This window comes from Pseudomonas sp. SDI, from assembly GCF_003105155.1.
Taxonomy (GTDB): Bacteria; Pseudomonadota; Gammaproteobacteria; order Pseudomonadales; family Pseudomonadaceae; genus Aquipseudomonas.
This window is the reverse complement of sequence record NZ_QETK01000016.1, coordinates 85,090-106,139: the sequence shown is the minus strand read 5'-3', so window position 1 is coordinate 106,139 and position 21,050 is coordinate 85,090. Positions and strand designations below refer to the sequence as shown.

20 protein-coding genes and 1 other RNA gene are annotated in these 21,050 nt (G+C 65.4%); 10 read left to right on the top strand and 11 right to left on the bottom strand.

Annotated features, from left to right (window positions below; all coding sequences use genetic code 11):
- The first annotated feature begins 37 nt into the window (after positions 1–37).
- A complete protein-coding gene (locus DCO48_RS12850; RefSeq protein ID WP_116550981.1) occupies positions 38–358 on the top strand; it encodes a DUF2388 domain-containing protein in 321 nt (106 codons plus the stop codon).
- Positions 359–431: 73 nt separating this feature from the next.
- Here DCO48_RS12850 and gcvP read toward each other — a convergent pair whose 3' ends face one another.
- The 9 genes from gcvP to DCO48_RS12805 all read right to left on the bottom strand — a co-directional run bounded on the left by gcvP (position 432) and on the right by DCO48_RS12805 (position 12,247).
- Positions 432–3,305 carry an aminomethyl-transferring glycine dehydrogenase gene (gcvP, locus tag DCO48_RS12845; protein WP_116550980.1) on the bottom strand — a complete coding sequence of 958 codons (2,874 nt, stop codon included), beginning with the start codon at positions 3,303–3,305 and terminating at the stop codon, positions 432–434.
- Positions 3,306–3,388: 83 nt separating this feature from the next.
- Positions 3,389–3,772 carry a glycine cleavage system protein GcvH gene (gene gcvH / locus DCO48_RS12840; RefSeq protein WP_116550979.1) on the bottom strand — a complete coding sequence of 128 codons (384 nt, stop codon included), beginning with the start codon at positions 3,770–3,772 and terminating at the stop codon, positions 3,389–3,391.
- Positions 3,773–3,817: 45 nt separating this feature from the next.
- The gene (gene gcvT / locus DCO48_RS12835; protein ID WP_116550978.1) at positions 3,818–4,900 is read right to left on the bottom strand and encodes a glycine cleavage system aminomethyltransferase GcvT; all 1,083 of its coding nucleotides are present in this window, start codon (positions 4,898–4,900) and stop codon (positions 3,818–3,820) included.
- Positions 4,901–5,019: 119 nt separating this feature from the next.
- Positions 5,020–6,642, bottom strand: a complete 1,623-nt coding sequence (locus DCO48_RS12830) for an iron ABC transporter permease (RefSeq protein WP_116550977.1) — start codon at positions 6,640–6,642, stop codon at positions 5,020–5,022.
- Between the two features lie 112 nt (positions 6,643–6,754).
- Positions 6,755–7,756 (bottom strand): extracellular solute-binding protein, encoded by a 1,002-nt coding sequence (locus DCO48_RS12825; protein WP_116550976.1) that lies wholly within the window; start codon positions 7,754–7,756, stop codon positions 6,755–6,757.
- 103 nt (positions 7,757–7,859) lie between these two features.
- Positions 7,860–9,077 carry a 2-octaprenyl-3-methyl-6-methoxy-1,4-benzoquinol hydroxylase gene (locus tag DCO48_RS12820; protein ID WP_177410613.1) on the bottom strand — a complete coding sequence of 406 codons (1,218 nt, stop codon included), beginning with the start codon at positions 9,075–9,077 and terminating at the stop codon, positions 7,860–7,862.
- A gap of 59 nt (positions 9,078–9,136) precedes the next feature.
- A complete protein-coding gene (gene ubiH / locus DCO48_RS12815) occupies positions 9,137–10,336 on the bottom strand; it encodes a 2-octaprenyl-6-methoxyphenyl hydroxylase (RefSeq protein ID WP_116550974.1) in 1,200 nt (399 codons plus the stop codon).
- Positions 10,333–11,667, bottom strand: coding sequence for a Xaa-Pro aminopeptidase (pepP, locus tag DCO48_RS12810; RefSeq protein WP_116550994.1), 1,335 nt, complete (start codon positions 11,665–11,667; stop codon positions 10,333–10,335). Before pepP ends, ubiH begins: the two co-directional genes overlap by 4 nt.
- Before the next feature lie 25 nt (positions 11,668–11,692).
- Positions 11,693–12,247, bottom strand: coding sequence for a YecA family protein (locus tag DCO48_RS12805; protein ID WP_116550973.1), 555 nt, complete (start codon positions 12,245–12,247; stop codon positions 11,693–11,695).
- 155 nt (positions 12,248–12,402) lie between these two features.
- Here DCO48_RS12805 and DCO48_RS12800 point away from each other — a divergent pair, with 155 nt between their 5' ends.
- From DCO48_RS12800 to DCO48_RS12785, 4 genes are all read left to right on the top strand, one after another.
- Complete coding sequence (locus DCO48_RS12800; RefSeq protein ID WP_116550972.1) at positions 12,403–12,612, top strand: TIGR02449 family protein; 210 nt, start codon at positions 12,403–12,405, stop codon at positions 12,610–12,612.
- A complete protein-coding gene (locus DCO48_RS12795; protein WP_116550971.1) occupies positions 12,609–12,926 on the top strand; it encodes a cell division protein ZapA in 318 nt (105 codons plus the stop codon). Before DCO48_RS12800 ends, DCO48_RS12795 begins: the two co-directional genes overlap by 4 nt.
- A gap of 19 nt (positions 12,927–12,945) precedes the next feature.
- A non-coding RNA gene (ssrS, locus tag DCO48_RS12790) (6S RNA) lies at positions 12,946–13,123 on the top strand.
- Between the two features lie 84 nt (positions 13,124–13,207).
- On the top strand, positions 13,208–13,813 hold the full coding sequence (locus DCO48_RS12785; protein ID WP_116550970.1) for a 5-formyltetrahydrofolate cyclo-ligase: 606 nt from the start codon (positions 13,208–13,210) through the stop codon (positions 13,811–13,813).
- 17 nt (positions 13,814–13,830) lie between these two features.
- On the opposite strand, the gene DCO48_RS22730 is transcribed toward DCO48_RS12785, so the two are convergent.
- Positions 13,831–13,974, bottom strand: coding sequence for a hypothetical protein (locus tag DCO48_RS22730; RefSeq protein ID WP_165840769.1), 144 nt, complete (start codon positions 13,972–13,974; stop codon positions 13,831–13,833).
- 185 nt (positions 13,975–14,159) lie between these two features.
- Here DCO48_RS22730 and DCO48_RS12780 point away from each other — a divergent pair, with 185 nt between their 5' ends.
- From DCO48_RS12780 to DCO48_RS12765, 4 genes are all read left to right on the top strand, one after another.
- The gene (locus tag DCO48_RS12780) at positions 14,160–14,609 is read left to right on the top strand and encodes an EVE domain-containing protein (RefSeq protein WP_116550969.1); all 450 of its coding nucleotides are present in this window, start codon (positions 14,160–14,162) and stop codon (positions 14,607–14,609) included.
- Between the two features lie 95 nt (positions 14,610–14,704).
- Positions 14,705–15,670, top strand: coding sequence for an HlyD family secretion protein (locus DCO48_RS12775; RefSeq protein WP_371919504.1), 966 nt, complete (start codon positions 14,705–14,707; stop codon positions 15,668–15,670).
- Positions 15,667–18,387 (top strand): ribosome-associated ATPase/putative transporter RbbA, encoded by a 2,721-nt coding sequence (rbbA, locus tag DCO48_RS12770; RefSeq protein WP_116550968.1) that lies wholly within the window; start codon positions 15,667–15,669, stop codon positions 18,385–18,387. Before DCO48_RS12775 ends, rbbA begins: the two co-directional genes overlap by 4 nt.
- Position 18,388: 1 nt before the next feature.
- Positions 18,389–19,507 carry an ABC transporter permease gene (locus DCO48_RS12765; RefSeq protein ID WP_116550967.1) on the top strand — a complete coding sequence of 373 codons (1,119 nt, stop codon included), beginning with the start codon at positions 18,389–18,391 and terminating at the stop codon, positions 19,505–19,507.
- Here the strand turns inward: DCO48_RS12765 and DCO48_RS12760 are convergent, their stop codons facing one another.
- Positions 19,508–19,912: a flagellar basal body-associated protein FliL gene (locus DCO48_RS12760; protein WP_116550966.1), complete on the bottom strand. Its 405-nt coding sequence runs from the start codon at positions 19,910–19,912 to the stop codon at positions 19,508–19,510.
- A gap of 156 nt (positions 19,913–20,068) precedes the next feature.
- On the opposite strand from DCO48_RS12760, the gene DCO48_RS12755 reads away from it, so the two are divergent.
- On the top strand, positions 20,069–21,046 hold the full coding sequence (locus tag DCO48_RS12755; protein ID WP_116550965.1) for an NADPH:quinone oxidoreductase family protein: 978 nt from the start codon (positions 20,069–20,071) through the stop codon (positions 21,044–21,046).
- The last annotated feature ends 4 nt before the right edge of the window (positions 21,047–21,050 follow it).

Genomic DNA, 21,050 nt, shown 5'->3' with positions numbered 1-21,050 from the left:
CCAACTTTGCATATCACCAAACGCGGAGTCACCCACCATGCGCCTCAAACTAGCAGTCGCAACCCTTGCCCTGTTGTCTCTCCCTGTCGGTTCGGCCATGGCCGACAGTTTCTGGCGCAACGTCATTTCCTCCGGTGCCACGACCGCCTCGACCTACCTGACGTTCAAGGACCACAAACTGATTGTGGCGGCACAGGACGATGCCGGCAGCTATGTCGCCAGCGAAGGCGCGATTCGTGGCCCGTACCTGGAGGCAGCGATACAGAAGGTTCGTGCCGACAACCCGGGCTTGAAGGCCAGCGACATGGAGCTGGCGAATGCGATTCTGGCGAAGAATGCCATAGCCGACCCACAGTAAAACGCGCATCGCGGGACGCGTCGGGGCGGCGATGCCGCGACCCGACGCGTCCCGTGATCTGAGCGCAAAGCCCTTAGCGATATTCCCCCACCGGCACACAGGCACAGAACAGGTTGCGGTCGCCGTACACGTTATCCACCCGATTCACCGCCGGCCAATACTTGTGCATCCGCGCATGCGCACTCGGCGCCACCGCCTGCTCGATACTGTACGGGCGCGCCCACCCCCCCAGCACATCCGCCAGCGTATGCGGCGCATGCTTGAGCGGATTGTCTTCCGCCGGCCAGTTACCCTTCTGCACTTCGGCGATCTCGGCCCGGATACTCAGCATGGCCTGTACGAAGCGATCCAGTTCGGCCTTCGACTCGCTCTCGGTCGGCTCCACCATCAATGTCCCCGGCACTGGGAACGACATGGTCGGGGCATGGAAGCCGTAGTCCATCAGGCGCTTGGCGACATCCTCCTCGGTAATCCCGGTCTGCGCCTTCAACGGCCGCAGGTCCAGAATACATTCATGTGCCACCCGCTCGTTGCGCCCGCGATAGAGCACCGGGAAGGCCCCGCTCAGTTGCTGCGCCAGGTAGTTGGCGGAAAGGATCGCCACCTCGCTGGCGTCGGCCAGCTGCGGGCCCATCATCGCGATGTACATCCAGCTGATCGGCAGAATGCTCGCACTGCCCCACGGCGCCGCACTCACGGCGCTGTTCAGCGGGTCCGGTCCGGGCACCGGCACCACCGGGTGGCTGGCCACGAACGGCGCCAGGTGCGCGCGCACGCCTATCGGGCCCATGCCCGGCCCGCCACCGCCATGCGGGATGCAGAAGGTCTTGTGCAGGTTCATGTGCGAGACGTCCGCGCCGATGTCCGCCGGCCGCGTCAGCCCGACCTGGGCATTGAGGTTGGCACCGTCCATGTACACCTGACCGCCATGGCTGTGGATAACTTCGCAGATCTCGCTGATGCCCTCCTCGTACACACCATGCGTCGACGGATAGGTTGCCATCAGGCACGACAGCCGCTCACCGGCGGCCTTGGCCTTGGCCTTGAGGTCGTCGAGGTCGACGTTGCCGTCCTCGTCGCATTCGACGATCACCACATGCATCCCGGCCATCTGTGCCGAGGCCGGGTTGGTGCCGTGCGCCGACGACGGGATCAGGCAGATATCGCGCTGAGCCTGCTTGCGGCTGCGGTGATACCTGGCAATCGCCAGCAACCCGGCGTATTCGCCCTGGGCGCCGGAGTTGGGCTGCATGCAGATCGCATCGAAGCCGGTGATCGCGCACAGCCAGCTTTCCAGCTCGTCGATCATCGCCTTGTAGCCCTGGGCCTGGCCCAGCGGCACAAACGGGTGCATATCGGCAAAGCCCGGCCAGGTGATCGGGATCATCTCGCTGCTGGCGTTGAGTTTCATCGTGCAGGAACCCAGCGGGATCATCGACTGGTTCAGCGCCAGGTCCTTGGTTTCCAGCTGCTTGAGGTAACGCAGCATCTCGGTTTCGCTGTGGTGCAGGTTGAACACCGGGTGGCTGAGGATCGGCGAGGTGCGCAACAGGGTTTCCGGGAGACCGGCCGGCAGGCGCTGGCCGTCGAGTTCGGCGACGTCGAGGCCATGGTCGGCCCCGAGGAATATGTCGAACAGACGTCGCACCGTGCGCTCGTCGCAGGTTTCGTCGAGGCTGACGCCCAACTGGCCACGGCCGAGGATGCGCAGGTTGATCTGCTGCGCTTCGGCGCTCTGGATGATGGCGGTCTGGCTGCCACCGACGTCCAGGGTGAGGGTGTCGAAGAAATGCTGGTTGAGCCGGCGCAGGCCCTTGCTCTGCAAACCGGCAGCGAGGATCGCCGTCAGCCGGTGCACTCGCTGGGCGATCCGACGCAGCCCGTCGGGGCCGTGATACACCGCATAGAACCCGGCGATGTTGGCCAGCAGCACCTGCGCCGTGCAGATGTTCGAGTTGGCCTTCTCGCGGCGGATATGCTGCTCGCGGGTCTGCAGGGCCATGCGCAGCGCCAGGTTGCCGCGAGCGTCCTTGGACACGCCGATGATCCGCCCCGGCATCGCTCGCTTGAACGCGTCGCGGCAGGCAAAGTACGCCGCATGCGGGCCACCGTAGCCCATCGGCACGCCAAAGCGCTGGGTCGAACCCAACACCACGTCGGCACCCTGCTCACCCGGTGGCGTCAGCAACACCAGGCTGAGCAGGTCGGCCGCCACGCAGGCAATCGCCTGCTGCTCGTGCAGTTGGCTGATCGGCAGGCGCAGGTCATGCACCCCACCGTGGGTATTGGGGTAGTGCAGCAAGGCCCCGAACACCTGGTGCTGGGCAAGGTTGGCCAGCGCATCGACCACCAGCTCGATGCCGAAGCCTTCGGCACGGGTCTGCAGCACCGAGAGGGTTTGCGGGTGACAATGCTCGTCGGCGAAGAAGCGATTGCTCTTGGACTTCGACACCCGGCGGGCCAGGGCCATGGCCTCGGCAGCGGCCGTGGCCTCATCGAGCAGCGAGGCGTTGGCCAGGTCCAGGCCGGTCAGGTCGATGACCATCTGCTGGAAGTTCAGCAATGCTTCCAGCCGGCCTTGGGCGATTTCCGGTTGATACGGCGTGTAGGCGGTGTACCAGCCGGGGTTCTCCAGCACGTTGCGCAGGATCACCGTCGGCGTCAGGGTGCCGTGGTAACCCATGCCGATCAGGCTGGTCCAGCGTTGGTTCTGCTCGGCGTAGCCGCGCAGCTTGGCCAGCGCTGCCTGCTCGTCGAGCGCCGGCGGCAAGGCCAGCGGCCGGTTCAGGCGAATGCCTGGCGGGACGGTCTGTTCGATCAGTTCGCTGCGGCTGGCAACGCCGAGGGCGGTGAGCATGGACTGCTGCTCGGCAGCGTCCGGGCCGAGGTGGCGGCGCAGGAACGGGTTGGGGTCGTGCAGTTGGCTCAGGGACGGCAACAAGGACATAGCGGCTCTCTCTTCCTAGACCAAGCCTCGAAAGGTCGAGGCTTATAGAGTCTAGGAAGGGATTGCCGATCGTGTGGGAAAAACTACTCGCCGATGAGCGCGGCGTAGCCGGCGGCGTTCAGCAGCTTGTCGAGTTCGGCAGGGTTGCTTGGCTTGAGTTTGAAGATCCAGTTGACGTACGGATCTTCGTTCAGCAGCTCAGGGCTGTCGGCCAGTTCCTCGTTGACCGCGATCACTTCGCCGCCCACCGGCGCGTAGATGTCGGAGGCAGCCTTGACCGACTCGACCACACCGGCAGCGTCGCCGGCAGCGAACACCTTGCCGACGTCGGCCAGCTCGACGAACACCACATCACCCAGGGCTTCCTGGGCGTGATCGCTGATGCCTACGGTAACGCTGCCATCGGCTTCCAGGCGAGCCCACTCGTGGCTCTCGGCGAAACGCAGGTCGGCGGGGATATTGCTCATTGTGATTGTCCTCAACAGGTCAGCGGTCGGCCCGCCGGAATGGGTTCAGATCAGGGTCTTGCCATGGCGCACAAAGGTCGGTTTGACCACCCGTACCGGGTACCACTTGCCGCGAATTTCCACCTCAGCGCGGTCGGCGGTAGCCACCGGTACACGGGCCAGGGCGATTGCCTTGCTCAGCGTAGGAGAGAAACTACCACTGGTGATCTCCCCTTCGCCAATTTCTGCGATGCGCACCACCTGATGGGCACGCAGCACGCCGCGCTCCTCCAGCACCAACCCCACCAGTTTGAGCTGCACGCCGGCGGCTTTTTCCCTCTCCAGCGCAGGGCGGCCAATGAACTCGCGGTCGGTTGGCTCCCAGGCAATGCTCGACGCCAGGTTGGAGGTGAGGGGCGAATGTGCTTCGTCGGTGTCCTGGCCGTACAGGTTCATCCCAGCCTCCAGGCGCAACGTGTCACGCGCGCCGAGGCCACTTGGGGCGATACCGGCGCCGACCAGGTCGTTGAAGAAATCGGCGACCTGCGCCGCCGGCAGGATGATTTCCAGACCGTCTTCACCGGTGTAGCCGGTACGGGCGACAAACCAGTCGCCGTCGCTGCGCCCGTGGAAAGGCTCCAACTCACGGATCAGCTCGGCGCGGGCCGCGTTGACCAGCTTGGCGACCTTCTGCCGGGCATGCGGGCCCTGGATGGCGAGCTTGGCCAGCTCCGGGCGCTCGCGCACCTGCACCTCGAAGCCGTTGGCGCGGGCGTTTAGCCAGGCCAGGTCCTTGGCCCGGGTAGCGGCGTTGGCAACCAGTCGATAACCGTCTTCACAGCGGTACACCAGCAGGTCGTCGATCACCCCGCCCTGCTCATTGAGCAGGGTGCTGTAGAGGGCCTTGCCGGGTTCGCTCAGGCGCGCCACGTCGTTGGCCAGCAACTGCCGCAGCCAGGGCGTGGCCTGAGCACCGTCGATGTCGATCACGGTCATGTGCGAAACGTCGAACACCCCGCAGTCGCTGCGCACCTGGTGGTGCTCCTCGACTTGCGAGCCGTAATGCAGGGGCATGTCCCAACCGCCAAAATCGACCATTTTGGCGCCCAGCGCCAAATGCAGGTCATACAGAGGCGTACGCTGTCCCATGGGTTTCTCCTTCCGGGCGTGGCGAGGCTACGGCTGTCGGCAGCGATTTCAGCTACCCGGTCAGAGGACCGGCCGCAGAATGCCGCGCATTGTAGCCGCAAGGGCGCAGGCTGGCACCCTCAGTGACGATGACCCGGGTGACGCGCCGAACGCCGTATCAGCCCGATGACCGGCAGCAGGCCGACCAGCACCAGCGTCAGTGCCGGCAGCGAGGCACGTGCCCACTCGCCTTCGCTGGTCATCTCGAACACCCGCACCGCCAGCGTGTCCCAGCCGAACGGGCGCATCAGCAGGGTGGCCGGCATCTCCTTGAGCACGTCGACGAACACCAGCAAGGCGGCGCTGAGAGCACCAGGCACCAGCAATGGCAGATACACCTTGAAAAATAAACGTGGGCCGCCGACCCCAAGGCTGCGCGAAGCCTCCGGCAGCGACGGGCGGATGCGTCCCAGGCTGTTTTCCAGTGGCCCGTAGGCCACCGCAATGAAGCGCACCAGATACGCCAGCAACAGCGCCGCCAGGCTGCCCAGCAGCAGTGGCCGGCCGGCCCCGCCGAGCCAGCTGGACAGCGGCACCACCAGTTCGCGGTCCAGGTAGCTGAAGGCGAGCATGATTGACACCGCCAGCACCGAGCCGGGCAAGGCGTAGCCGAGGTTGGCCAGGCTGACCCCGGCGCGGATCATCGGGGTGGGCGCCTGGCGGCGGGCGAAGGCCAGCAGCAGCGCGGCGGCAACGGTGATCAATGCGGCCATGCTGCCCAAGTACAGCGTGTGCAGGATCAGCCCGGTGTAACGCTCGTCGAGGTCGAAGCGCCCGCGCTGCCAGAACCACACCAGCAGTTGCAGCAGCGGGATGACGAAGGCGCAGGCAAATACCAGCAGGCACCAGCCGCTGGCGGCGAACGCCTTGAGCCCGCGCAGGTGATACAGCGCCTTGCCGCGTGGCCGTTCGTTGCTGGCGCGCACCGCGCCACGGGCACGGCGCTCGCCGTAGAGCACCAGCATCACCGCCAGCAGCAACAGGCTGGCCAGCTGGGTGGCGCTGGCGAGGCTGAAGAAGCCGTACCAGGTCTTGTAGATAGCGGTGGTGAAGGTGTCGAAGTTGAACACCGACACCGCGCCGAAGTCGGCCAGGGTTTCCATCAGTGCCAGCGCCACCCCGGCCCCAATCGCCGGCCGGGCCATCGGCAACGCAACGCGCCAGAACGCTTGCAGCGGGCTTTGCCCGAGGGCCCGGGCGGCTTCCATCAGGCCCTTGCCCTGGGCCAGGAAGGCAGTGCGCGCCAGCAGGTAGACGTAGGGATAGAACACCAGCACCAGCACAGTGATCACCCCGCCGGTGGAGCGTACACGCGGCAGACGCATCGGCCCGAACCATTCGCGCAGTAGGGTTTGCACCGGACCGGAGAAGTCCAACAGGCCGACGAAGACGAAAGCCAGCACGTAGGCAGGAATGGCGAAGGGCAGCATCAACGCCCAGTCGAGCCAACGTCGGCCGGGGAACTCGCAGAGGCTGGTAAGCCAGGCCAGGCTTACCCCGAGCACGGTGACGCCGATGCCGACACCGAGCACCAGGCTCAGGGTGTTGCCGAGCAGGCGGCCCATCTGGGTATCGAGCAGGTGCGACCAGATTTGCCCGTCGATGGTTTGCCAGGACAGCAGCAGCACGCTCAGGGGCAGCAGCACCAGAGCGGCGATGGCGTAAACCAGGGGGTACCAGCGGCGTTGGGCGGGGTGGGCCAAAACGAGGGATCTCTAGGGAAGATTAGGGCCTCATCGCGGGACGAGCCCGCTCCCATAGAAGAGCAACCCGGTCGTCCCGCGATAACGGCCCCCGCAGAATAAGGCCTTGGGCTCAGTTCCAGCCAGCCCGATCCATCAAACGGATAGCCTCGGCCTGACGCTTGCCGGCCAGTTCCACCGGGATGGTGTCGGCCTTGAACGTGCCCCAGGCGGCCACTTCTTCAGACGGCGCGACCTTCGGGTTGGCCGGGAACTCCTGGTTGATACCGGCAAACATCTTCTGCGCCTCTTCGCCGGTCATCCACTCCACCAGCTTCACCGCCGCTTCCGGGTGCGGCGCGTACCGGGTCAGGCCGATGCCCGACAGGTTCACATGCACGCCACGATCAGCCTGGTTCGGCCAGAACAGTTTGACCGGCAACTGCGGGTTGTCCTTGTGCAAGCGGCCGTAGTAGTAGGTGTTGACGATGCCCACGTCGCACTGCCCGGCATTGATCGCCTGCAACAGCGCGGTATCGTCGGAGAACACGTCGGTGGACAGGTTGTTCACCCAGCCCTTGATGATGGCTTCGGTCTTCTCGGCACCGTGGGTTTCGATCAGGGTGGCGGTCAACGACTGGTTGTAGACCTTCTTCGCCGTGCGCAGGCACAGGCGCCCTTCCCACTGTTTGTCGGCCAGCGCCTCATAGGTGCTCAACTCTTCGGGTTTGACCCGCTCGGTGGAGTAGGCGATGGTCCGCGCGCGCAAGCTCAGGCCAGTCCAGTCACCGGACGAAGCACGGTACTGCTTGGGAATGTTGGCATCGATCACCGCCGACTTGATCGGCTTGAGAATGCCCATCTGCTCGGCCTGCCAGAGGTTGCCGGCATCCACGGTCAGCAACAGGTCGGCGGTGGCGTTCTCGCCCTCGGCCTTGATCCGCTGCATCAGCGGCGCTTCCTTGTCGGTGATGAACTTGATCTTCACCCCGGTCTTGGCGGTGTAGGCATCGAACACTGGCTTGATCAGCTCGTCGATACGCGAGGAATACACCACCACCTCGTCCGCCGCCTGGGCGACACCGCCAAACAGCGTGAGTGTCAGGGCGGCCAATAGATGCTTGCGTGACAACATGGGAGCGATCCTCGGTATGCAAGTGAGGTGCAAATGGTAGTGAATGCCATTTGCGCGCTCAACCAAACTCCCAGCGGAACAATTACCAGATGTTGCAGCGCCCTCAGGCGCGCGCCAGCGCCGGTAGATCGCCGCTCAAGCCCAAAGCCTGGCGAACGAACAACGCCTTGGCTTCCGGCAGTTGCTCAACCCACTTCAGGCCGCTGTTGCGCAGCCAGCGCAGGGGCAGCGGATCGGCCTGGAACAGTCGCTCGAAGCCTTCCATCGCGGCCATCAGCGCCAGGTTGTGCGGCATCCGCCGGCGCTCGTAACGGCTCAGCACCCGCACATCGGCCAGGCGTTCGCCGCGCTCGTAGGCGTGCAGCAGCTCTTCGGCCAGCACCGCAGCATCGAGGAACCCCAGGTTGACGCCCTGCCCGGCCAGCGGGTGAATGGTGTGCGCCGCATCGCCGATCAGCGCCAGGCCTTCGGCCACGTAGCGCTTGGCATGACGCTGGCGCAGCGGCACGCAGAGCCGCGGGTCGGCTTCGAGCACCGCGCCCAGGCGGCCTTCGAACGCCCGTTCCAGCGCTGCGCAGAATGCGCTGTCGTCCAACGCCATGAGCCGCTCGGCCTGTTCCGGGGTGGTCGACCAGACAATCGAGCACCAGTCCTGGCCGCCGTCGCGCGCCAGTGGCAGGAAGGCCAGCGGGCCGTCGTCGGTGAAGCGTTGCCAGGCCGTGGCCTGGTGCGGCGCAGCGCAGCGCACACTGGTAACGATGGCGTGATGCAGGTAATCCCACTCACGGGTTTCGCAGCCAGTCAGCCGGCGTACTGCGGAATTGGCCCCATCGGCGGCAATCACCAGCGGCGCGCGCAGGGTGCGGCCGTCGGCCAGGGTCAGCAGCCAGTCGTCGCCGGAGCGGCGCATCTGCTCCAGACGGGCGTTGGCCAGCAAGCCGATTTCGCTGTCGTGCAGGCGTTCCAGCAGGCCGTCCTGAACCACACGGTTCTCGACGATATGGCCGAGCACGTCGGCATGCACGCTGGCCGCCGAGAAGTGGATCTGCCCGGTGCCGCTGCCATCCCACACGTGCATGTCGGAGTAAGCGCTAACCCGCCGCGCGTGCATGCCCGGCCAGGCGCCGAGGCGTTCGAGGATTCGCTGGCTGGCCGCCGACAAGGCGCTGACCCGCGGTTCGAATGGCGCCTGGGCGTCGAACGGCTTGACCGTCAACGGGCTGCCGTCGAGCAGGAGAATTTCCAGGCCGCTGTGCTGCAAGGCCAACGCCAGGGCGCTGCCGACCATACCGGCACCGACAATCAACAGATCTGCGCGCATTTCCATGCTTTACGCCTGTATCGCGGGCGGCCGTGGCCGCCGATGAAGGGAAAAAGGGCTCATGCCTTGCCCTGCAGGTCCGGGCGGGTGCCCAAGCCCATGGCCTGACGGGCAAACCAGCGCTTGGCCGGCGGCAGCAGGTCAAGACCGAGCAGACCGAGGTTACGCCCGGTAGCCAGCAAGGGCTGCGCGGTGCCGAACAGCCGGGTGACCTGGTCGGAGAAGCCGACCGTCAGTTCCTGGTCCAGGCGCTGGCGTTCGCGGTAGCCCTGCAGGGTGGCGAAGTCGCCTGGCTGCTGTGGCCCGGCGAGCAACGCATCGGCCAGCGACTGCACATCGCGCAGCGACAGGTTGAAGCCCTGCCCGGCAATCGGATGCAGGCTGTGCGCGGCATTGCCGAGCACCACCAGGTGCGGACGGACCTGCTCCTGCGCTTCCACCAGGGCCAGCGGATACAGGTGCCGCGCGCCGACCTGACGCAAGGCACCCAGCCGGTAACCGAACACGCCCTGCAATTCCGCCAGGAAGCTACGCTCGTCCAGCGCGGCGAGGCGCTTAGCGTCCATCCCGACGCGGGTCCAGACCAGCGCGCAGCGGTTTTCCGGCAGCGGCAGCAGGGCCATCGGGCCATCGTCGGTGAAGCGCTCGAACGCCTGCCCGCAATGCGCTTCGCTCGGGGTGATGTTGGCGATCAGCGCGCTCTGGTTGTACGGCCGCTCGCGCACGTGAATGCCCAGCTGTTCGCGCAGCCCGGAACGGCCGCCATCGGCGAGCACGGCGAGGTCGCACTCGATGCTGGTGTCGTCGTTCAGGGCCAGCCGGTAACCGTCTTCGAGCACCTGCATGGCGGTGACTTCCGCCGGGCAGCGCCAGCTGACCACGTCAGCGTCCAGGCCCTGCCACAGGCATTGCCCGAGCCAGGCATTCTCGACCACATAACCCAGCGCCGGCACGCCTTCCTGGATCGCATCCAGGCGCGTCGCGCCGAAGCGGCCGCGGTCGGACACCTGGATCTGCCGGATCGGCTCCGCGCGACGGCTGATCGCCTGCCACAGGCCGAGGCGTTCGTAGATCTGCCGGGTGCCGAACGACAGCGCCGAGGAACGCGCATCGTAGCTGGGCTGGAAACTGTCGCCGGGCGCGAAGGGTTCGATCAGCAGGATGTTCCAGCCGCGCGCCTTGGCCCCGGCCTGCAGCGCCAGGGCCAGGCTCGCGCCGACCAGGCCGCCGCCAATGATTGCAAGGTTGACCCGGTTCATGCGGCTTCGCTACGCGCAGCGGCCATCAGGGCCTCGATGTCGGCGACCGTTTTCGGCACGCCGTTGGTCAGGATTTCACAACCGTGTTTGGTCACCACCACGTCATCCTCGATGCGTACGCCTATGCCGCGCCATTTCTTCGCGACGTTCGGGTTGTCCGGCGCAATGTAGATGCCCGGCTCGACGGTCAGCGCCATGCCCACTTCGAGCACCCGCCATTGACCGCCAACCTTGTACTCGCCGACATCGTGCACATCCATGCCCAGCCAGTGTCCGGCGCGGTGCATATAGAAGGCACGGTAGGCCTCGGTTTCAATCAGTTCGCCAACGTCGCCCTTGAGCAGGCCAAGCTCCACCAGCCCTTCGGTGATCACCTGCACGGTGGCCTCATGGGCGTGGTTCCAGTGCTTGCCCGGGGCGATCACGGCAAATGCCGCTTCCTGCGCCTTGAGCACCAGTTCGTAGATCGCCTTCTGCTCTGGCGAAAACCGCCCGCTGACCGGGAAGGTGCGGGTGATATCACTGGCATAGCAGTCGATCTCGCAACCAGCGTCGATCAGCACCAGGTCGCCGTCCTTGAGCGGGGCGTTGTTCTCCTGGTAATGCAGGATGCAGCCATTGCGCCCGGCGGCGACAATCGAGCCATACGCCGGCATCCGTGCCCCACCCTTGCGGAACGTGTAGTCGAGCTCGGCTTCCAGGCTGTATTCATGCAGGCCGGCGCGGCAGGCTTGCATCGCCCGCACGTGGGCCTGCGCAGAAATCGCCGCGGCCTCGCGCATCACCTTCACTTCCGCCGCCGATTTATACAGGCGCATGTCGTGCAACAGATGATCCAGGGCAACGAATTCGTTCGGTGGCTGGGCGCCCAGGCGCGCCTTGGAACGGATCACGTTGATCCATTCCATCAGGTGGCGATCGAACTCGGGGTTGCTGCCCATGGCCGAATACACCCGGTCGCGGCCTTCGATCAGGCCAGGGAGGATGTCGTCGATATCGGTGATAGGGAAGGCGTCGTCGGCACCGAAGTCGCGGATGGCGCCTTCCTGGCCGGCGCGCAGGCCATCCCAGAGCTCGCGCTCGGGGTTGCGCTCGCGGCAGAACAATACGTACTCGCCGTGCTCGCGGCCGGGGATCAGGGCAATCACCGCCTCGGGCTCGGGGAAGCCGCTGAGGTACTGGAAGTCGCTGTCCTGGCGGTACACGTGCTCGACGTCGCGGTTGCGGATGGCCACCGCGGCGGCGGGCAGGATGGCGATGCTGTTGGGTTCCATCTGCGCCATCAGCGCCTTGCGACGCCGGGCGTACTCCGCTTTCGGAATGTGAGCTATTGGCACGAGGAACCCCTGAGCAACATTAATGCAAGGAAGGCTTGGCGGCAGGTGCGGCCGGCTTGGCCAGCTCGGTGAAGAGCAAGAGCGGTGCGACGCGCAGGTACTCCATCACTTCCATATAGTCGTTTTCGGCGTCTTCGGACTCTTCCAGCGCGTCCTGGATCTGCGAAATTGCATCCAGGTCGCCGAGCACTTCGCGGGCCTCGGTGCTCAACGTCAGGCCGCCGGAGTTCACCCCGAAGCCGGTCAGGAAGCCCTGGCACCATTGGCCCAGCGCGGCAGCGCGCTCGACCAGCGGCAGTTCGTCGCCTGGCAGCAACAGCACGACGGCGATGTCGTCGCCGGTGAGTTCGCCCTTGACCATCTCCTGCAAGCCGATCAAAGCGTTACGAACATTGTCAGAAGGGTCGACCTCCAGCAGCTGCGCCGCATCGGCCAGCCAGCCCTCGGTATCGAAGCCGGCGCCCGCACAGCTGCGCCCGAGCAACAGCCCGTGCAGTTCGGCAGGAGAAACGGGGTGGCCATTGCTGGATAGCAAAGTGGCGAATGCGGTGTACGGCGAATTGGTATTGGGCATGGGCAGCTAGGCGCCAGACGGCGCAATGACTAGAATGAAGACCTTGTATCCTAGCACCGGCAGGCGCGCCAAGACCATCGACGCAGCCAACTCGCGCCGGCGCGCAGGCATAACGGCCAGGGCAACCACCAGTCAGACGAGTCGAGTGGCAAGCAATGCAAGAGAACGAGCTGCAAGCGCTGATGGGGCGGTTCGAGCTGCTGATCGAGCGGGTCGAGCAACTAAAACGGCAAAACGCACTCCTACAAGCTCAGGAAAAATCCTGGCGCGAGGAACGCGCCCACCTCATCGAAAAAAACGAAGTCGCGCGGCGTAAGGTCGAATCGATGATTTTGCGGCTCAAGGCCCTGGAGCAAGACTCATGAGTTCAAGCAATAGCGTCACTGTGCAGATCCTCGACAAGGAGTACTCGATCATCTGTCCACCCGAGGAGCGCAGTAACCTGGTCAGCGCGGCGCGCTACCTGGACGGCAAGATGCGCGAAATCCGCAGCAGTGGCAAAGTGATCGGTGCCGACCGCATCGCCGTGATGGCCGCCCTGAACATCACCCATGACCTGCTGCACAACCAGGAACGCCCTGAAGTGCAAGGCGCCGGGGTCAATCGCGAACAGGTGCGCGACCTGCTCGAACGTGTCGATGCGGCCCTGGCCGACGATGCCGATTCAAAAACCAACTGAGTTTCGGGTATACTCGCGCCACTCCCTGGAGTGCTTGCCAGTCGGTCATGTCCCTGAGCCGATACGCACAACCACGGGGGTTGCACGTGGGGCCGGTGTGCATGTCCGCTTGACGGAAAGCCTTAACGCCTCCTGCAATCTCCACCTTGAACTTTCGGGTTCAAGGGCTACACCGACAGCGGTTCGTCGGGGAGCCTGTTTCTGATCGCCCACGCCTGTTGTTCCCCCGCGTGGGTGCTGTGTTGCCCTTCTGCGAGCAACCCGATGGGACCGCCCGTGCCATGACCGACACCGCCTCGCTTACTCGCCCCCAGCTCCGCCGCGTATTGCGCGATGCACGCCGCGCCCTGAGTCCGGCCGAACAACGTCTGGCCGCTCGCGGCCTGTACCGGCAACTGGCCCAGCACCCGTTATTCCGCCGCGCCCGGCACATCGCCCTGTACCTGCCCAACGACAGCGAGATCGACCCGCGGCTGCTGCTGCGCGAAGCCCAGCGGCGCGGCAAGCGCACCTACCTGCCGGTGCTGCACGCCTGGCCAAAAACCAAGATGGCCTTCCAGCGCTTCGAGCAAGGCGAAAAGCTGCGCCCGAACCGCTTCCGTATTCCCGAGCCACGGGTGAGCCTGGCCCGACAGCGGCCGGTGTGGGCGCTGGACCTGATTCTGCTGCCCTTGGTGGGCTTCGACGAAGTGGGTGGACGGCTGGGCATGGGTGGCGGCTTCTATGACCGCAGTCTGGCCTATCAAGGCCGGCGCAAAGCCTGGAAAAAACCCCGGCTGCTAGGGTTGGCACATGAATGCCAGAAAGTCGAACGGCTGGCACAGGCCAGTTGGGACGTACCTTTACAGGGCACGGTGTCGGATCGGGGCTGGTACCTGGCGCCCTGAACGGGACGCCGCTTCACTCAACGCTGGGTTGGCGCGACGGGCAGTTCGTAGTTGGCAGTTTCAAGCTTGCGTTCCCACAGGCTCTGCGCGTAACCGGTGGTGACTACACCCAAACCGAACAGAAAGACGAGTACCCAGAGCAGATCCGGTTTGCGTTTCATCGATTGCCCCCCTAAGGCAAACTGATCACGATGACAGCAACGGTTTTTCTTATAGGCCGTGCAGCAACGTCAAGCTTAAAATCCGCGCATTCTCCGACAACCTGCGGCGACACGCAAACCTTGACGCCAACCGTATGTCGGTTTCATGCAACAGCTTATTTCAAACCCCGGCAGGAGCTGAATCCATGGCCTATTGGCTGATGAAATCCGAACCCGACGAGCTCTCGATCCAGGACCTGGCGAGGCTCGGCGAGGCCCGCTGGGACGGCGTGCGCAACTATCAGGCACGCAATTTCCTGCGGGCGATGGCGGTCGGCGACCTGTTCTTCTTCTACCATTCCAGCTGCCCCGAGCCGGGTATCGCCGGCATTGCCCGGATCAGCGCGGCAGCCTACCCCGACCAGACCGCGCTCGACCCGCAAAGCCACTACTTCGACGCCAAGGCCAGCGCGCAGAAGAACCCCTGGAGCGCCGTGGATGTGGCCCATGTGGAAACCTTCGGCAAGGTGCTCGGGCTGGGCTACCTAAAGCTGCAAGCGGCGTTGGCGGAAATGCCGCTGGTACAGAAAGGCAGCCGCCTGTCGGTGATGCCGGTCACCGCCGAACAGTGGGCGGCGGTTCTCGCTTTGCGCTGAACGCGTTAGGATTGACGCTCATTTGATGCGTATCAAGTCGCCAAGGTCGGCGAAACGTCACACTCTGACGCTAATGCAGCTGGATGCAGATCACCATGTCGATGAGCCAACACACCCCCAAACTCTTCGCCGGCGCACTGATTGCGTTACTCCTGGCGGCCGGTGGCCTGGGCTACTGGAAATCGCTACACGACCGCCTGCCCGAGGGCCTGCACCAGGGCAACGGCCGGCTCGAAGCCACCGAAGTGCAGATCGCCAGCAAAATCCCCGGGCGCCTGGCCGAGGTGCTGGTGAATGAAGGCGACAAGGTCGCTCAGGGCCAATTGCTGGCCCGTATCGATACCCGCACCCTCGAAGCCCAGCGCGCCCAGGCCGAGGCCGAAGTGCTGCGCGCCCGCGAAAACTATGCGGCGGCCCAGGCCAACGTACAGTTGCGCCAGAGCGAACAGCTGCTGGCCAGCCAGGAACTCAAGCGCATCCGTGAGCTGAACCAGCGCAAGTACGCCAGCCAGCAGTTGCTCGACCAGCAGCAGGCGCGCTTCGATACCAGCAACTCCGCCGTGGTCGCCGCCCGCGCCCAACTGGCCGCGATCAAGGCGGCCATCGGCGCAGCCCAGGCCCAGGTGGCCCAGCTCACCAGCGAGATCGACGACAGCAGCCTGCGCGCACCGATCAACGGGGTGATCCAGCTACGCCTGGCCGAACCCGGCGAAGTGCTCGGTGCCGGTGGTCGGGTGCTGCTGCTGATCGACCCCAGCGACCAGTACATGAACCTCTACCTGCCCGCCTCCACCAGCGGCCAGCTGACCGTTGGCGATGAGGCGCGGATCGTTCTCGATGCCTTGCCCGAGCAAGCGCTGCCGGCCAAAGTGGCGTTCGTCGCGGCCAAGGCACAGTTCACCCCCAAGCAGGTGGAAACCCGTGACGAGCGCCAGAAGCTGGTGTTCCGGGTGAAACTGCGTCTGAGCGACCCCAGCGCGGTGCCGCAAGCCAAGCCCGGCATGCCCGGCGCCGGCTTCGTGCGCACCGCCCCCGTGGACTGGCCGGCCAACCTGCAATGAGCGCTCTGGCGCTGCAGGCCCGTGGCGTCGGGCATCGCTACGGCCACCTCGAAGCCCTGCAGGAGATTGCCTTCGAATTACCGGCCGGCACCCGCTGCGGGCTGATCGGCCCGGATGGCGCCGGCAAATCGAGCCTGCTCGGGCTGATTGCCGGAGTCAAACAGCTACAGCGCGGTGAGTTGCAAGTGCTCGGCGGCGATATCCGCCAGCGCCGCCACCGCAACAGCCTCTACCCGCGCATCGCCTTCATGCCCCAGGGCCTGGGTGGCAACCTCTACCCGGAACTGTCGATCAGCGAAAACATCCGCTTTTTCGCCACCCTGTTCGGCCTGTCGCGTACCGAGTGCGAGCAGCGCATGCAGTCGTTGCTGCGGGCCACCGACCTGGCGCGGTTTGCCGAACGCCCGGCCGGCAAGCTGTCCGGCGGCATGAAGCAGAAGCTCGGGCTGTGCTGTGCCCTGATCCACGAACCCGACCTGTTGATCCTCGACGAACCCACCACCGGCGTCGACCCGCTGTCGCGGCGGCGTTTCTGGGAGCTGGTCGAGCAAGTGCGCAGCGAGCGTCCACAACTGACCCTGCTGGTGGCCACCGCCTACATGGAAGAAGCCGAGCAGTTCGAACACTGCCTGATGCTCGACCGTGGCCGGCTGATTGCCGCCGGGCTCAGCCGCGCGCTGGCGGCAGCCACCCCCAGCGGCAAGCTCGACGATGCGTTCACCCACTTCCAGGGCGACCGCCGGCACAGCGTGCAGCCGCTGCAGATCCCACCGCGCCAGACCGGCGACAACCCGATCGCCATCGAGGCCCACGAACTGACCCTGCGCTTCGGCGATTTCACTGCGGTGAACAAGGTCAGCTTCGCCATCGGCCGCGGCGAGATCTTCGGCTTCCTCGGCTCCAATGGCTGTGGCAAGACCACCACGATGAAAGTACTGACCGGGCTGATGCCGGCCAGCGAAGGCAGCGCCACCCTACTCGGCCGCCCGGTCGACGCCAAGGACCTGGCGACCCGCAAGCGGGTCGGCTTCATGTCACAGAGCTTCTCGCTGTACGGCGAACTGAGCGTGCGGCAGAACCTTGAGCTGCATGCGCGGCTGTTCGATCTGGCCAAGGCCGACAGTGCCCCGCGTATCGCCGAGCTGATCGCGCGCTTCGACCTCGGCGAGGTTGCCGAGCAGCAGTCCGGTGGCCTGCCGCTGGGCTTGCGCCAGCGACTGTCGCTGGCGGTGGCAGTGCTGCACCGGCCGGAAGTGCTGATCCTCGACGAACCCACCTCCGGCGTCGACCCGGCCGCCCGCGACGACTTCTGGCGGCTGCTGATCGAGCTGTCGCGGGAGCAAGGGGTGACCATCTTCCTCTCCACCCACTTCATGAACGAGGCGCTGCGCTGCGACCGCATTTCGCTGATGCACGCAGGCAAGGTGCTGGCCTGCGACACGCCGGCGGCACTGCAAGCGCAATTCGCTGGTGCCACCCTCGAAGATGCGTTTGTGCGCTGCCTTGAACAGGCACAGGGTAGCCAGGAACCGCTGTCCGCCGCCGCGACCGTCGACACCAGCGTCTCCAGCAGCCCACCACCGCGACGTGGCTTCAGCCTGACCCGGCTGCTGGCGGTGGCCACCCGCGAAGGCAAGGAACTGTTGCGCGACAAGGTGCGCCTGGCGTTTGCCCTGCTCGGTGCGCTGTTCATGATGGTGATCTTCGGCTACGGCATTTCGCTGGACGTGGAGAACCTCGCCTTCGCCGTCTACGACCAGGACCAGAGCCCGCAAAGCCGTGCCTACCTGGAGGCATTCCGCAGTTCGCGCTACTTCGACGAACAGGCGCCGATCCACGACGCCACGCAGTTGCACCAGCGCCTGCAACGCTCGCAGATCAAGCTGGCCCTGGAGATCCCGCCGGGGTTCGGCCGCGACCTGTATGCCGGGCGCCAGCCGACCGTGGCCGCGTGGATCGACGGCGGCATGCCGTTCCGCGCCGAAACCAGCCGCAACTACGTCGAAGCGGTGCACCAGGCCAACCTTGAGCGACTGGCCGCCCTGGCCAGCCCAGCGCAACCACGGCAGGCGCCGGTGAAGCTGGAAACGCGCTTTCGCTACAACCAGGACGTGATCAGTGTGAACGCCATCGGCCCCGGGGTGATGGCGCTGATCCTGGCCTTCATCCCCGCGATGCTGACGGCGCTGGGCATCGTTCGCGAAAAGGAGCTGGGCTCGATCACCAACTTCTACGCCACCCCGCTGACTCGCCTGGAGTTCCTGCTCGGCAAGCAGGCGCCGTACCTGGCCGTCAGCCTGGTGAACCTGGCGCTGCTGGTGGCGATGAACCGCTGGCTGTTCGGCGTACCGTTCAAGGGCAGCGCCGTGGCCCTGGCCTGCGGCGGCGCGCTCTACCTGCTGGCGACCACCAGCCTCGGTCTGCTGATCTCGGCGTTCACCCGCACGCAGATCGCGGCGATCCTCGGCACCATGATCATCACCAGCCTGCCGACCATCCAGTTTTCCGGGCTGATCGTGCCGCGCTCATCGCTGGACGGCGCGGCGGCACTGATGGGGCAACTGTTCCCGGCCGGCTACTTCCTCGATATCGCCGTCGGCACCTTCACCAAGGCCCTCGGCCTGCGTGAGCTGTGGCCACAATGCCTGGCGTTGCTGGGGTTCTTCCTCGGTTTCACCGGCCTGAGCCTGGCCATGTTGAAGAAGCAGGAGGCCTGACATGCAGCGCTTAGCCCATACCCTGCGCCTCGGCCTGAAAGAGCTGACCAGCCTGCGCCACGACAGCGTGTTGCTGCTGTTCCTGCTCTACGCCTTCAGCGTGGCGATCTATATGCCGGCGGCCGGCTCGGTGATCGGCGTGCACAACGCCAGTGTCGCCGTGGTCGACGAAGACCACAGCCGGCTCTCGCGCAAACTCGGCGAGGCGCTGCAACCGCCGGAGTTCCAGCCGGCGGTGGCGCTGCCTTACGACCAGCTCGACAGCGCCATGGACAACGGCCTGTACACCTTCGTCGTCAACATTCCGCTGAATTTCCAGGCCGATCTGCTGGCCGGGCGCTCGCCAGCGTTGCAGGTAAACGTCGACGCCACGGCGATGAGCCAGGCGTTCATGGGCGCCGGGTACATCGGGCGGATCTTCGAGCGGGAGCTGCTCGAATACGCCAACCAAGGCGCGGCCGTCAGCAAAAGCCCGGCGCTGCTCGAACCACGCGCGCTGTTCAACCCGAACCTGGAGGGCGGCTGGTTCCTCGCGGTGATCCAGATCGTCAACAACATCACCATTCTGGCAATTGTGCTGACCGGCACCGCACTGCTGCGCGAGCGCGAGCACGGCACCCTCGACCACCTGCTGGTGCTGCCGCTGACGGCGGTGGAAATCATGCTGGCGAAAATCGGCAGCAACGCGCTGGTGGTGGTGCTGTGCACCTGGGTGTCGCTGGAGGTGGTGGTGAAGGGGTTGCTCGGGGTGCCGCTGGCTGGCTCGCTGGCGTTGTTCCTGGCGGTGACCGCGCTGTACCTGTTCGCCAGTACGGCGCTGGGGATTTTCCTCGCCACACTGGCGCGCTCGACGCCGCAGTTCGGCTTGCTGGCGATCCCGGTGATCATCCCGATGCTGCTGCTCTCGGGCGGCAGCACCCCGCTGGACAGCATGCCGCAATGGCTGCAATGGGTGATGCAACTGTCGCCGTCCACCCACTTTGTCAGCCTGAGTGCAGCGATCCTGTTCCGCGATGCCAGCGCCAGCGTGGTCTGGCCCGACCTGCTGGCACTGGCGGCGATCGGCCTGACGTTCTTTGCGATCGCCCTGGCGCGTTTCCGCCGCAGCCTGACCTCGTGATTACTGGACGATGAGGTTGTTGAACAGCAGGTCGGCCACCACCGGCTTGCCCTCTTCGCCTTCAAGCACCTGCTGGACCTGCTTCAGGGCTTCCTGACGCAGTTTTTCCTTGGCTTCGACGTTGCTCATGGCGTCCAGGCTTTGCTGGGTGAACAGCGCCACCAGTTGGTTGCGGATCAGCGGCTCGTGGCGTTTGACCACCGCCGCGTCGGCGTCGCTGTTGACCCGCAGGGCCACGTCGGCCTTGTACACGCGCAGTTTCGGGCCGCCGTCGAGGGCATAGTTGCCGACGAAGGGCGGACTCAGGGAGATATAGGAGACCTTCGGTTCCCCTTCCTTGGCTTCTTCGGCCATGGCCGCCGCTGGCAGCATCAGGGCCAGTACCATCAAGATCCACGCTTTCACGAATTCGCTCCTCAAACAGTTGGCGCCAGCATACCCAGCGCACCGGTCAAACCCAAGCCCGGGCTTATGCCGGCCTATCAGGCCGGGCCATGCTCGTTGACCCGAAACCTTGCCCACCTACACTTATCGGCCACACCTCGCAAAGGAATAGCCCCGATGAAAGCTGTGTTGTGCAAAGCCCATGGCCCGGGCAGCGACCTGGTGCTCGAAGACGTCGCCAGCCCGGCACCGAAGAACAACGAAATCCTGCTGGAGGTGCATGCGGCCGGGGTGAACTTCCCGGATACGCTGATCATCGAGGGCAAATACCAGTTCCAGCCACCGATGCCGTTTTCGCCGGGTGGCGAAGCCGCCGGGGTGGTGCGTGGCGTGGGCGAAAAAGCCGGGCCGTTCAAGGTGGGCGACCGGGTCATGGCGCTGACCGGCTGGGGCAGCTTTGCCGAGCAGGTGGCGGTGCCGGGCTACAACGTGCTGCCGGTGCCGGATGCGATGGACTTCCAGACTGCCGCAGCGTTTGGTATGACCTACGGCACCTCGATGCATGCGCTGACCCAGCGTGGCCAGCTCAAGCCAGGGGAAACCTTGCTGGTGCTAGGTGCGTCTGGCGGGGTTGGGCTGGCGGCGGTGGAGATCGGCAAGGCGCTGGGCGCCAAGGTGATCGCCGCCGCCAGCAGTGCCGAGAAGCTGGCGGTGGCCAGGGCGGCCGGCGCCGATGAGCTGATCGACTACAGCCAGGCCAGTTTGAAGGACGAGATCAAGCGTCTGACCGGCGGCCAGGGGGCCGATGTGATTTTCGACCCGGTCGGTGGTGACCTGTTCGATCAGGCGGTACGGGGCCTGGCCTGGAACGGCCGATTGTTGGTGATCGGCTTTGCCAGCGGGCGCATCCCGGAGCTGCCGGCGAACCTGGTGCTGCTCAAGGGTGCGGCGGTGCTCGGGGTGTTCTGGGGGGCGTTTGCCCAGCGTCAGCCGGCGGACAATGTGGCCAACTTCAAGCAGCTGTTTGCCTGGTATGCGCAAGGCAAGCTGAAGCCGCTAGTGTCGCAGGTTTATCCGCTGGCAAAGGCGGGCGAGGCGATCGAGCAATTGCGGCAGCGCAAGGCGCTGGGCAAGCTGGTGGTGGCCGTCAGGTGAATCG